Below are 12,893 nucleotides of genomic sequence, written 5' to 3'. Positions count from 1 at the left end.
GAGCGGAACTGCGAGATTTACAGATGCCATTAGCATTGATTCTTAGAATTCTTGATAACCTTTGAAACGTATAACATCTATAGATGCAGAATGCGGGGTGATAGCACAATATTCATCACCAGAAACGCCTGCCCGCCTCTGATCTGGAACGTTATGCAAGCCAACAGACTATAGCCATGAAAGTGTTTCGAGTCCTCGTTTTGGGTGAGCATTTCAAACTGGACTATTCCGGCAACCAAGGCTACATGGGATTCTATTCGACACGTTTCATAACAGCAGCAAATTCTGATGTAGCATCTGCTGCCGCGATTGAGGCGGTTCGCCTGGACCCGAGACTCGATGGCCTGGCCATCAACGCGGTGGATGACCCTCCGCGACTCAGCATAGAGGAGATTGAAGAGCTTACCGATCTCTCTATCCCCGAAGCGAAGCCCGGTTTCGTTCTCTTCGAAGACGAGACGCCTGCTCAAGAGAACGAAGTCGGCCCGCCGCCTTATCTGGTGATCCGTAAAGATGTGGCGTTCTGGGCGGAACACAGACCACTCGGCAAATGGTCCGCAACGCCACAAGCCTTCAACAACGGTTGTTATCGTAATGCCTGTATTTATGACACGAGTGGGCGTCTATGGAGGATTGGCCATTCCGAGCTTGACAAGGCCCCAACACTCCTGAACAGGATCATGCCGTGGAGACAGCTGCGCGTGCGGATTGAATTGGATCCTTACGTAGAACCGAACGTTGCGGATGTCGCGGCCGAAATTGCCGCCATTCTCGAGTCCGGGACTTCGTTTAGTGAACGCCTGTGCCATAACCCGGCAGACATTCTTCGGGGCCTTGGCAACGCCGCTACGCCCAAGGAACGCATTGAACAGATGGCGAACTACGAGTAGTTCATTTGATGCACAACGCATCAACGACTATATCTAGTGAGACAAAGAAAACCCCATACTGCTGGCAAGGCTTGGGCTGGACAATGCAACGATGCACTGGAGTTCCTCTGAACAGCCCAAGGTTGATGCGCGTATATCCGCACTGCCCAAAATGGGCTTCTTGTGAAACCTCGCTAGTCGTCTGAGTTCCTGCACGAGGCCTTCTTCAATCAAACAACCATCCCATCAAGCATCGCACCACTGAAAGCGGCGCTCCTCGTAACCAGTCCCAGCCTTGGACTTGCTCGTACCCATCGGCACCTTCGGCGCCAAGAGCACCCCACATCGAACCGGGGCCAAAACTGCACTCAGCACCTAACGTCAAAACAGCCAACCCGCGAGGGCTTTCAGGCCTGGACCGATGTCTGAGATCAACGTGCGGCAGGTGATCCTCGGCGTGCTCACCGTGGCCATCTCCCTGGTGCTGCTGGTGGTGGCGGTCACCAGGCACTACCCCAGCGGCTCTGCCGGCATCAGCCCCACGGACGAAGCCGGCCAGATGCTGGATGTGGAGTTGGGGGTGTCCTCGGAGATGGGGCCCACCGCCGACATGCCCTCGTGACACGCCGCGGGAGGTTCCGGCAGCGCTGATGGACACCTTCACGGAGCTGGTGGGCCACACCCTGCGCCTGCAGCCGGATGGCTTCCGCCTGCTCGGCTCCGGCGCGGTGTCGGCCTGGTGGGGGGTGCTGATCGCCCTGCTGGCCGGCCTGTCCCAGGGGATCGGCCACGCCTTCATCCTGTTCGTGAACCGGGTGTCGCCGCTGCGCTTCGCGCTCAGCCTCGTGGTGGAGGCGGTGCTGGTGGTGGTGGGCTTCCTGTTCTGGGCCCTGAGCACCTGGCTGGTCACCTGGCTGGGCTTCGGTGTGGCGCTCTCCCCCACCCGGGTGGTGCTGGCCCTGGGGGTGGCCCATGCCCCCGAGCTGCTGGCCTTCCTCGGCGCACTGCCCTACCTGGGCGTGCCCTGGCTCACCCTCCTCTCCCTGTGGACGGCGATCGCCTTCGTGGTGGCCCTGGGGGAGGTGGCGGGGCTGGGGGCCTGGCAGGCCTTCATCGCCCTGCTCGGCGGCTGGCTGGTGATGCTGCTGTTGCAGCACCGCGCCGGGCAGCCGTTGATGCGGCTCGGCCGCGGCCTGCTCAACCGCACCGCAGGCGTGCAGCTCGTGCAGAACCGCCGCGCCCTCAGCGTGTTGCTGGATGCCGACCCCCCCGCCCGGCCGCGGCGATGAGGGTGTGGCTGCGCCACCACCGCCGCTGGCTGCTGGCCGGCCTGCTGCTGGCCCTGGCCGTGCTGCTGCCGGGGGCGGGCCTGCTGCTGGCCCTGGCCCGCCACACCCTGGTGAAGAGCTTCGGGCTGGTGGTGGACCTGGCCGGCATCGGCCTGGTGCTGTTTCTGGTGGCCGCCTTCCTGGCGCCGCTGCAGGCCCTTGGCTGGTGGGCCGGCTGGTTCGGCGACGCCGAGGAGGGCCCCTCCAACCTCGGCCAGCTGGCGGCGCCCCTGAGCGCCGGGCGGGCCATGCGCCGCTGGGTGGTGTATCTCGATGGCATCGGCCAGGCCTCCCAGCAGGCCCTGCCCGAGGGGGAAGACTTCCTGCGCCGGCTGGCGGCCGCGCTGCCGGATGACATCGCCATCCTGCGCGGGATCATGCCCTACTCGATCACCAACCAGCCCCTCACCGAGGGCCGCTGGCTGGCCGGGTTCTGGCGCTGGGTGGAGGCCTGGCGTGTGCGCCGTCCGCTCGCCTGGCTGGGGCTGCTGGTGAACCTGCGCAACCTCACGGTGGTGGCAGTGTCGGCCGATGGCCGCTACGGCCCGCTCTACAACGCCGGCATGGCGGAGCTGATCGTGGGCTCCCTGCTGGCCAACGGCTACGCCCCGGGCAGCGGCACGCCGGTGACGCTGCTCGGCTTCAGCGGCGGCGGTCAGATCTCCCTGGGGGCCCTGCCCCACGTGCGCCGCAGCCTCGCGGCCCCGGTGCAGGTGATCTCCCTGGCGGGGGTGTTCGCCGGCAACAACCGCGTGCTCCAGGCCCAGCACCTGTTCCATCTGGTGGGCCAGCGCGACCGGGTGGCCCCCCTGGGCGCCATCCTCTTTCCCCGCCGCTGGCCCATCGCCCTCTTCTCCCAGTGGAACCGGGCGCTGCAGCGGGGCCGCGTGAGCCTGGTGCCCCTGGGGCCGGTGGGGCACGAACTGCCGGGCGGGGTGATGGACGCCCAGCTCACCCTCCCCGACGGCCGCACCGCCATGCAGCAGACCGTGGACCTGGTGAGCGCCATCCTCACCGCCCCGGAAACAGGCTCGGAGTTGGGCGCGGAGGCGCCCACGGCAGCCAGCGGCAACTACGGCCGCTTCCTCACCAACCCCTGGCACCAGCCCGATGGCAGCCGGGATCGCGCCCCGCTGCCGGATCCGCGCCTCACGCCACGGCCCCACTGGATCGGCCGGCTGATCCTGCCGGCCGCCGGCGCCCGCGACGGCTCGGTGGGCTTCGAGGTGCTGCAGACGCCCCCCGGCTGGGAGCACTGCCGCGGCCGCCTCGCCGCCCTGCGCTGGCGCGATCCGGCCCTGGCCCAGGTGACCATGGACGTGACCTTCAGCGATGAGGCCCGCGACAGCGTCCGCGCCGGCAACATCCACCCGCTGCGGCTCGAGGGCTGGGCCCAGGTGACTCCGCTGGAATCCCTGGCCGGCGCCCATCCCCACGACGACCTCCTGGTGCGCCTCATCGAGCCGGTGACGGTGCTGCACGGCCGAACGGATGCAGCCGAGGGCCAGCAGCTGGAGCTGGAGGTGGGCGCCGAACCCCTGCAGACCGCTGGCCTGGCCAAGGCCCTGGTGCGCTTCACGCGGCCTCTCGAGGGCGACGCCTGGGAGGCCCTGGCCTTTGATCCGGCCCAGGGCAGCTTCACGGGGCCGCCGCTGCGGCTGCGGCTACCCCCGCCGGTGGCCAACCAGGAGGGCATCCTGCCCGCCTGCGCCGATGGCCTGGAGGAGGGGGAGCTCAACCAGGAGGGCTGGCTGGTGAGCGGCGTGCCGGATGGCTCAGGCGCCTTCGTGGTGCAGGCCCTGCTGCCCAGGCGGCTGCGCCGGCTGGCCCCCCAGCGGGTGATCCCCCAGCGCCGCGCCGCCTGGCGCTACCTGCGCCACCAGGCCTGGGCCGACACCACCCCCGCCGCCGCCAGCTCCGTGCTGCTGGCGGGGCGGCGGGCGGACAGGGCCGGGCCCCAGGACCTGCTGCAGGAGTGGCAGGAGGGCGATCGGCTGCTGGTGCTGCACGTGTTCGGCGGCATCGGCGGCGAACAGCGGGAACAGGCCCTGCGCGGTGGCGTGTGCACCGGGCACTTCGCCTACGGCTTCGGCCGGGTGGTGCGCGAGCCCCTCGCCGGCGGCGAGCTCTCGGTGGCGGTGGACTACCGCCAGGTGTATGCCCACAACCCTGATGGCCTCGTGGCCGGCGCCCACGACCGCTGGCGCTACCTGGGCGAGCGCCAGTGGGGCTGGCTGGGCTGCCGGCCGGTGGCCGACATCCTGGTGCGCTTTCCCCCCTTCACCGGCCTCTACAGCCTCGGCCAGGCGGGGGCCGAGCGGCAGCGCTGCCCGCTCGATCTCTTCGACCGCCAGCTGATGGCGATGACGGCCCGCTACCGCATCGGCGATGGCAGCGGCGGCAGCTTTGTGGGGCCCGCCCACAACTGCGCCCAGGACTCCAACCTGGCCCTGTTCGCCGCCATCCGCGACCTCGACGCCGAGATCCGGGGCGCCGATCCGCAGCGCCTGCGGGCCTGGGAGCAGCGCCATCCCCACCAGGCCGAACATCTGCGCAGCCTGCGGCAGCTGGAGCAGACCCTGCGCCGCCGCCTGCTGCCGGTGCCGCCCCTGCGCAACGACTGGCGGCGGGGCTCCTTCCGCCTGGGCAGCAGCCTCGAGGATCAACCCCTGCACGACCTGCTCCAGGGCCTAGGCAGCTGGCGCTGCCTGCTGCCCAGGCTGGCCTGCGAGTCGGTGCTGAAGGTGTTCCTCGCCCAGGGGGCCTCGGCCCTGGTGCTGCGGGCCAACCAGGTGGGCGGCCGCAACCCCCGCATCGCTCCGGTGGCGCCCCTCAGCCTGGGGTGCTGAGGAGGGATAGCTTCCCCCAGCACCGCTGCTCTGGATCCATCAGGATCGAGAGAGGGGGGGGAGACTCCATGGTCGAGGCGCGCGCTCACGAGGCCCCCAACCCCTGGCACGCCCTGCCCATCGCCGCCATCCCCACGGCGCTGGCAACCGGCAGGGAGGGCCTCACCACTTCGGAGTCACAGCGCCGGCTGGAGCGGCAGGGTCCCAACGCCCTGCCGCGGGCCCAACCCCCCAGCGGCTGGGCGATCCTGCGGCGCCAGTTCCGCAGTCCCCTGATCGCGATCCTGGCTGTCGCCGCCGTGGTGTCGCTGGCGATCGGCGATCTGAAGGATGGCCTGTTCATCGCGGCGGTGCTGCTGATCAATGGCGTGGTGGGCGGCCTGCAGGAGTGGCAGGCCGAGCGCCAGAGCCAGGCACTGCAGCAGCTGCTGCGGATGCGGGCCACCGTCATCAGAGGCGGGGTGGCCCTGGACATCGACGCCGAGGAGCTGGTGCCGGGGGATCTGGTGAGCCTGGAATCGGGCCAGCGGGTGCCGGCCGATCTGCGGCTGATCGGCAGCAGCCAGCTGGAGCTGGATGAATCCCTGCTCACCGGCGAATCGCTCACGGTGCTGAAGTCGGCCGACTGGAGCGGCGCGGCGGACACCCCCCTGGCCGAGCGGCTCAACATGCTCTTCGCCGGCTCCACCGTGGTGCGGGGACGGGGGCAGGGCTTCGCTGTGGCGACAGGGCCTCGCACCGAGGTGGGGCGGCTGGCCCTGGCGGTGCTGGGTGCCGCCGGCGGGCGGCCGCCGTTGCTGCGGCGGATGGAGCGCTTCAGCCGGGTGATCGCCATCGCCGTGCTGGTGGCCGCCAGCGGCATCGGCCTGCTCGGGGCCCTGCACCACGGCTACGGGCCCATGGAGATGTTCCTCTTCGCCGTGGCGCTGGCGGTGTCGGCGATTCCGGAGGGCCTGCCGGTGGCCCTCACCGTGGCGCTGGCGGTGGCCACCCGCCGCATGGCGCGGCGGCAGGTGATCGTGCGGCAGCTGCCCGCGGTGGAAGGCCTTGGCAGTTGCACCCTGATCGCCTGCGACAAGACCGGCACGCTCACCTGCAACGAGCTCACGGTGCGGCGCATCGTGCTGCCCGACGGGGAGAGTTTCGAGGTGAGCGGCGAGGGCTTCCATCCGGCGGGGCAGGTGCTGCGGGAGGGGCGGAGCTTTTCGGGCGAGCACCCGCCCCTGGCTCGCCTGGCCCGCACCGCGGCCCTCTGCAACGAGGCCGACCTGCGCCGAGCCGAGGAGGACCGCTGGATCTGGCGTGGGGATCCCACCGACATCGCCCTGCTGGCCCTGGCCCACAAGCTGGGCTGGTCGCGGGAGCACGGACTGGAGCGCCATCCCCAGCTGCACCGGATTCCCTTCGAACCGGAACGGCAGTACGCCGCCTCCTTCCATCCGATCGAGGGCGAGGACCACGTGCTGGTGAAGGGCGCGCCGGAGCGGGTGCTGGCCATGTGCAAGCCCGTTCCCGGCAGGCCCTCCCCCCATGCCCTGGCCCGGCAGATGGCGGAGCGGGGCTACCGGGTGCTGGCCCTGGCGGAGGGTCCCGCCCCCCTGGCTCCGCCCGCGGAGGGGCCCCATCCAGCCGGCTTCGAGCCCACCTGGCTCAACCTGCTGGGCTTCGTGGGGATGATCGATCCGCTGCGCCCCGGGGTGCGCCAGGCCATTGCCACCTGCCACCGGGCCGGCATCACCGTCTGGATGGTGACCGGGGATCACCCCGTCACCGCCCTGGCCATCGCCCGGGATCTGGGGCTGGCGCCCGCAGGCCCGGGGGCCGTGGTGACCGGCCGCCAGCTCGATGCGGCCTCGCCCGAAACGCTGCGGGGGATGATCCGCGGCAGCTGCGTCTATGCCCGCATGGCGCCGGAGCAGAAACTGCGGCTGGTGAATGCGGCGCGGGCGGCCGGCCACTGCGTGGCCGTCACCGGCGACGGGGTGAACGATGCTCCGGCCCTGCGGGCCGCCAACATCGGCGTGGCGATGGGCAGGGGCGGCACCGATGTGGCCCGCGAGGCGGCCGAGCTGGTGATCGCCGACGACAACTTCGCCACGATCGTGGCCGGCGTGGAGGAAGGACGGATCGCCTATGCCAACGTGCGCAAGGTGATCTATCTGCTGGTGTCCACCGGCGCGGCGGAGATCGTGCTGATCACCCTGGCCGTGGCGCTGCGGCTGCCCCTGCCGCTGCTGCCGGTGCAGCTGCTGTGGCTCAATCTGGTGACCAACGGCATCCAGGATCTGGCCCTGGCCTTCGAGCCCGGCGAGGGGGATGCCCTGAGCCAGCGGCCGCGGCCCCCCAGCGAGCCGGTGTTCAACGGTCTGATGATCCAGCGCACCCTGCTCGCCGCAGCGGTGATGGGGGGCGTGGGGTTCGCCACCTACGACACCCTGCTGCGCAGCGGCGCCCCCCTCGCCGAGGCCCGCAACGCCCTGCTGCTGCTGATGGTGCTCTTCGAGAACGTGCACCTCGGCAACTGCCGCTCGGAAACGCGCTCGGTGCTGCAGCTCTCGCCGCTGCGCAGTCCTGTCCTGCTGGCCGGCACCGTCACGGCCTTTCTGTTGCACGTGCTGATGATGCACATCCCCTTCGGCCAGCTGATGCTCGACACCGAGCCGGTGGCGCCGGCGCTGTGGCTGCGCCTGGTGGGCCTCAGCCTCACGGTGCTGCTGGTGATCGAGGCCGACAAGGGGGTGCGGCGGCTGGCCGCAGCCTGGCGACGGCGGCGGCAGCGGGTCCCTGAGGCTGGATGATGTCGCCCATGATCCCCTGCAGAAGCTGACGCCTCGACGTTGCTCTGGACTCCAAGAAGCCCATCAACGCGGCATCAGCGCCTGCACACCGCTGCCCATGGCTGTGAGCGGGCCCGCGTCTCCGGACCCGACTCGACAGCTGCGCGACACCCCTGGAGATGGCGAAGCAGGCCAGCCTTCACGGCATGGCATCCCTGCTCGCTGGGAAAGCACCGCTACAGCCGCAGCGCCAATCCTTCATCCCGGCAGGCGTGCTGACTGCGGGAAGGTGAACGTCTCCACGGTTGTGCCGCCCGCCCGCTCCACGATCGACAGCCCCTTGATCGCCCCATCGGTGCGGAACCAGCGGTCCGCGCAGAGCGTGCGGAACAGCTCCTGGGCTTCCGCCAGGCTCGCAAACTCACCCACGCTGGTGCTGCCCCAGCCGTCGTGGCTGATCACGCTGTAGGGCCTGGCGTTGTCCATCCTCAATCCTGGTGTTCAGACGGGCTCAGAGCAGGTTCGCCGCCAGCTCCGCCAGCGGTGAGCGCTCGCCGCGCATCAGCGTCACATGGCCGGCCAGCTGCTGGCCCTTGAACCGCTCCACCAGCCAGGTGAGGCCGTTGCTCTCGGCATCCACGTAGGGATTGTCGATCTGATACGGGTCGCCGGTGAGCACGATCTTGGTGCCCTCGCCCACCCGCGTCACGATCGTCTTCACCTCATGGGGGGTGAGGTTCTGGGCCTCGTCCACCACCATGTACTGGCGGGGAATCGAGCGGCCGCGGATGTAGCTGATCGCCTCCACCTCCAGCAGCCCCATCCCCTTGAGATCACTCCAGTTGCCCCGCTGGCTGCGCTGGCCATGGCCCCGGCCCCCGCCCATGGCGCCACCGGAGCTGCGGCCCTGGTCCTCCGGACTGCTGCCCAGCAGGAAATCCAGGTTGTCGATGATCGGTTGCATCCAGGGGCCCATCTTCTCCTCGAGGTCGCCGGGCAGGTAGCCCAGATCCTTACCCAGGGAGATCACGGGCCGGGTCACCAGCAGCCGCTCGTAGAGGCGCTCATCCGCCACCTGGTGCAGCCCGGCCGCCAGGGCCAGCAGGGTCTTGCCCGTGCCCGCCTTGCCCACCAGGGTCACCAGCTGGATGTCGGGATCGAGCAGCAGGTCGAGGGCGAAGGTCTGCTCGCGGTTGCGGGGCTGAATCCGGCCCAGCCGGGCCTTCGGCGCTCTCTGCAGCGGTTGCAGGGTGCCGGTGGCGGCCGTGTAGCGGGTGAGGAAGGTGTGGCTCGGCTGGGCCCGGTCGATCAGCATCACGCCCTCGTTGGCCTGCAGCACCCCCGGCAGCTCCAGGCCCTCCACCGGCAGCCCGGGGGCCTGCTTGACGGCATCCATCTGGGCCGCATCGGCCCACACCTCGCACAGCCCGGGGTACAGATCGTCGAGGGCCACCTTGTCGGTGGTGTAGTCCTGGGCGATCAGGCCCACGGCATCGGCCTTGATGCGCAGGTTGGTGTCCTTGGTGACCAGCACCACCGGCGGCTGGCTGCCCATCACCACCTCCAGCCGCTGCTCCTCGAGCGCCACGGCCAGGATGTTGTTGTCGCCGTTGCCCGCCTTCAGCTCCGGCGGCAGCTGGCTGAGGGTTTCGGCCCGGCAGAACACCACCTTCAACGTGCCGCCCTCGTCGCCGTTGGGCACCCCGTCCGCCAGGTTGCCCAGGGTGCGCAGATCATCGAGCAGGCGCGACACCTGGCGGGCATTGCGGCCCTTCTCGGCCGGATCCCGCTTGAAGCGGTCGATCTCCTCCACCACCTCGATGGGGATCACGATGTTGTTGTCCTCGAACCGGGTGATCGCCGCCGGGTCGTGCAGCAGCACGTTGGTATCGAGCACAAACGTCTTGCGCATGGGGCGGCGGCCCGAGCAGATGCTCTGACGCTAGAGCGCAACTCGGGCGCGAGCTGCACCTACGCTCCGGCGAACCGCCCGCCGCTGCCGTTGCTGCTCGTCGCCCTCCTGAAGGCCCTGCTGGTGGCCGCCCTGCTGCTGGGACTCACCCTGCTGTGGCTTGAACTGCGGCACCGCCTGCGGCCGGCCTCCCCCCTGCGGCTCCGGCCCGAAAGCTTCAGCGTCGACGCCTCGGCCGCCGACCTGCCGGGGGGCGTGAGGGTCCGGGGAATCGTGACAATCCACAACCCCCATCCCCGCATGGAGGTGTTCGTTCCCCAGCTGGAGCTCAAGCCCACCCTGCTGGGCCGCGGCGACCTGGCGGATGTTCAGGTGCGCAGCTCCGTGGAGGCGCTCCACCCCGATGAGGAGGCCCGCCCGGACGGCTACTGGGCGGCCTACATCGTGAAGGGCCGCAAGGCCACCCAGGCCCGGCTCACGGTGGACCTCACCGGCGCCTCCGGCACCGATCTGGCGGCCCTGCTCGACACACTCTGGCTGGAGGTGCTGTGGGTGAACTACGGCCCCTTCGGACGGCTCTGGCGGCGCGACGGCATCCTGGTGCCCCTGCGGCGTCCCCAGCGCCTCGAGCCGGCCACGGCTGCCTGGCGGCACGGTGAGGGTTGCGCGGTGCTGCCCGTGCGCACCCACCTGCTCGGCACCCTCGACGACCCCGAGAGCGTGCTCCGCCACTACACCGGCAGCCTCGTGCAACCCGGCGATGTGCTCACCATCGGCGAGACGCCCCTGGCCGTGATGCAGGGCCGCTACCACCACCCCGAAACCGTGACGCCCTCGGGCCTGGCCCGGCTGCTCTGCCGGGTGTTCCACCCCACCAGCTCCCTGGCCACCGCCTGTGGCCTGCAGAGCCTCATCGACGTGGTGGGGCCGGCCCGGGTGCTCGGCGCCTGGCTGGTGGGCACCGCCATGAAGCTGGTGGGATCGAAGGGCTGGTTCTACCGGCTGGCCGGCGAGCAGGCCCGCCTCATCGACGATGTGACAGGCACCACCCCGCCCTACGACCAGACCATCGTGCTCGGCCCCCACGACCCGGCCGGCTTCTGTGCCCGCATGGCGGCGGCGCTGGGCGTGGCCGTGGCCGTGGTGGATGTGAACGACCTCGGCCGCGTCAAGGTGCTCGCCGCCAGCCAGGGCTGCGACGAGGCCCTGCTGCAGCGGGCCCTGCGGCCCAACCCCGCCGGCAACGCCAACGAGCGCACCCCCCTGGTGCTGGTGCGCCCGGCCGCCACCTCCCGGCCCTGAACTCCCGGCCCTGAGCTCCCAGTGGTGGTTGCCCAGCCGTGATCCCGCCCGCAGGCCGGCTGTGCCAGCGGTAGGATCGGCTTTGGAATTGGCAGTTCTGGCCTCCACTGCGCCAGCCCCTCCCCTGTCCAGGTCACCCCTGAGGTCTTGCCGGGATGTCGGTGCTCCCTCCATCCACCACCCGGAACCGCAGCGGTCGCACCGATCCGGCAGCGCCGAAGCCCTCCTCCCACGCTGCCCTGCAGTGCGCCGCCCTCCACACCGACGGGCGGGAGGAGGCGGCCAGCCCCGCCGCGGCCTCTCCCCCTTCCAGCCCCGTCAGTGGCGCCGCCCTGCGCATCGAGCCCCTGGCGGGCTGGCACATTCCCCTGCTGGGGGATCCGGCCTACCTGCCGCTGCATCCCCTGCTGCAGCAGGCGGTCCTGCTGAGCCTCCCCGAGCAGCTGCTGCGGCTGCTGCGCACCCAGCCCTCGCTGGGGCCCCAGGTGCTGGTGGCCTTCCAGGCGATGACACCCGTGGGGCTGATCGTCACCCGCCGGCTCAACCGCAGCGGCAGCTGCTGGCAGATCCAGCATCTGCGCCTTTCCGGCCCCACCAGCCGCCGGCAGGTGGCCTCCACCCTGCTGCGGGAGGCCATCGACCGGGGCCGCGGGGCGAGCAGCTGGATCGCCACCGCCTCCAGCAGCGATGCCGATCGGCTGGCCATCCTGCGCGAACAGGGCTTCCAACCCCTGCGGACCGACCGGCTCTGGCGCTGGCCGGCGAACAGCCGCTGCAGCGGCGATGCCGGCGGGCTGCAGCTGCGCAGCCTCAACCGCCGCACGGCTCCCCTGCTCTGGCACCTGGAGCAGTCCGCCTGCCCGGCCCACCTGCGCCAGCTGCTGGACCGGCGCATCGAGGATCTGCTCGACCAGAGCCGCCGCCGCGGCTGGATGCTCGTGGATCCCAGCCACGACCAGGCCGTGGCCGCGGTGCGCTGGGTGGCCGACCATGCCGGCGGCGGCCATGACGTGAAGCTCACCGTTCATCCGGGCTGGCAGCACCTCTTCGGCGGGCCGGCGGCCCTCCTGCTCAACCAGGCCCAGCAGGCCCTGGGCAACCAGGCCCCTCTGTGGCTGGCCTGCGACGTGCTCCAGGAGGGCTGCCAGCAGTGGCTGGAGCGCAGCGGTGCCGAGGAGCGCGGCGAGCGGGTGCTGATGGCCCGCAGTGTGTGGCGGCGGCAGGAACTTCAGGCTCCCGCCCAGCTGGCCGCCCGGCGGTTCGAGGCCATGCTCGAGCAGTGGCAGCCGAAGCGGCGCCCCCTGCCCACCCCGGTGGCCCCCCGCTAGCCATGGGCCAGCCCAGGCCCCGCTCGGTGCTGGCCCTCGATGTGGGCCGCCGCCGCATCGGTCTGGCGGGCTGCGACCCCCTGGGGCTCACGGTGCGGCGGCTGCCGGCCCTGGCCCGGGGCCGCTTCCCCGCCGATCTGCTGCAGCTGCAGCCGCTGCTGGCGGAACGCCGGGTCGACGCGCTGGTGGTGGGACTGCCCCTCGATCAGGCCGGGCAGCCCACCGAGCAGGCCCGCCACTGCCGGCGCTATGGCGAGCGGCTGGCCGCCGCCACCGGCCTGCCCCTGGCCTGGGTGAACGAACATGGCAGCACCTGGAGTGCCGCCGAGCGCCACGGCCTCCATGGCGACCGCTCCGGCGCCCTCGACAGCGCCGCCGCTGCCCTGCTGCTGGAGCAGTGGCTGCAGGAGGGTCCGGAACCCCAGCTGCTGCCGCCGTCGCCGCCGCTGCCGGTGAAGATGGCGGCCATCGCCTGCGGCCGAACGGCAGGCCCTGCACCATCCTGAGGGCAACGCTCCACCGTTCCCG

At 70.6% G+C, this 12,893-nt stretch carries 10 protein-coding genes; 8 read left to right on the top strand and 2 right to left on the bottom strand.

Features of this window, described 5'->3' with window-relative positions; all coding sequences use genetic code 11:
- The first annotated feature begins 176 nt into the window (after positions 1–176).
- From CBM981_RS15105 to CBM981_RS01200, 5 genes are all read left to right on the top strand, one after another.
- Entirely contained in the window at positions 177–890 is a 714-nt protein-coding gene (locus tag CBM981_RS15105) for a hypothetical protein (RefSeq protein ID WP_157665288.1), read from the top strand.
- A 400-nt stretch (positions 891–1,290) separates the two neighbouring features.
- A complete protein-coding gene (locus CBM981_RS01215) occupies positions 1,291–1,491 on the top strand; it encodes a hypothetical protein (protein WP_087066920.1) in 201 nt (66 codons plus the stop codon).
- 28 nt (positions 1,492–1,519) lie between these two features.
- Positions 1,520–2,158: a hypothetical protein gene (locus CBM981_RS01210; RefSeq protein WP_087066919.1), complete on the top strand. Its 639-nt coding sequence runs from the start codon at positions 1,520–1,522 to the stop codon at positions 2,156–2,158.
- On the top strand, positions 2,155–5,046 hold the full coding sequence (locus CBM981_RS01205) for a CAAX protease (protein WP_157665287.1): 2,892 nt from the start codon (positions 2,155–2,157) through the stop codon (positions 5,044–5,046). Before CBM981_RS01210 ends, CBM981_RS01205 begins: the two co-directional genes overlap by 4 nt.
- A gap of 68 nt (positions 5,047–5,114) precedes the next feature.
- Entirely contained in the window at positions 5,115–7,844 is a 2,730-nt protein-coding gene (locus tag CBM981_RS01200; protein ID WP_087066917.1) for an HAD-IC family P-type ATPase, read from the top strand.
- A gap of 237 nt (positions 7,845–8,081) precedes the next feature.
- On the opposite strand, the gene CBM981_RS01195 is transcribed toward CBM981_RS01200, so the two are convergent.
- Together CBM981_RS01195 and CBM981_RS01190 are read right to left on the bottom strand one after the other, a co-directional pair.
- The gene (locus CBM981_RS01195; RefSeq protein WP_087066916.1) at positions 8,082–8,309 is read right to left on the bottom strand and encodes a hypothetical protein; all 228 of its coding nucleotides are present in this window, start codon (positions 8,307–8,309) and stop codon (positions 8,082–8,084) included.
- A gap of 25 nt (positions 8,310–8,334) precedes the next feature.
- On the bottom strand, positions 8,335–9,735 hold the full coding sequence (locus tag CBM981_RS01190) for a PhoH family protein (protein WP_087066915.1): 1,401 nt from the start codon (positions 9,733–9,735) through the stop codon (positions 8,335–8,337).
- 90 nt (positions 9,736–9,825) lie between these two features.
- Here CBM981_RS01190 and CBM981_RS01185 point away from each other — a divergent pair, with 90 nt between their 5' ends.
- The 3 genes from CBM981_RS01185 to ruvX all read left to right on the top strand — a co-directional run bounded on the left by CBM981_RS01185 (position 9,826) and on the right by ruvX (position 12,871).
- Positions 9,826–11,037 carry a F420-0:Gamma-glutamyl ligase gene (locus CBM981_RS01185; protein ID WP_369801656.1) on the top strand — a complete coding sequence of 404 codons (1,212 nt, stop codon included), beginning with the start codon at positions 9,826–9,828 and terminating at the stop codon, positions 11,035–11,037.
- Between the two features lie 155 nt (positions 11,038–11,192).
- A complete protein-coding gene (locus CBM981_RS01180) occupies positions 11,193–12,365 on the top strand; it encodes a hypothetical protein (RefSeq protein ID WP_087066914.1) in 1,173 nt (390 codons plus the stop codon).
- A 2-nt stretch (positions 12,366–12,367) separates the two neighbouring features.
- The gene (gene ruvX, locus CBM981_RS01175) at positions 12,368–12,871 is read left to right on the top strand and encodes a Holliday junction resolvase RuvX (RefSeq protein ID WP_087066913.1); all 504 of its coding nucleotides are present in this window, start codon (positions 12,368–12,370) and stop codon (positions 12,869–12,871) included.
- Positions 12,872–12,893: the final 22 nt, after the last annotated feature.

This window comes from Cyanobium sp. NIES-981 (assembly GCF_900088535.1).
In the GTDB taxonomy this organism is placed as follows: domain Bacteria; phylum Cyanobacteriota; class Cyanobacteriia; order PCC-6307; family Cyanobiaceae; genus NIES-981.
This window is presented reverse-complemented; position numbering and strand designations above follow the sequence as displayed.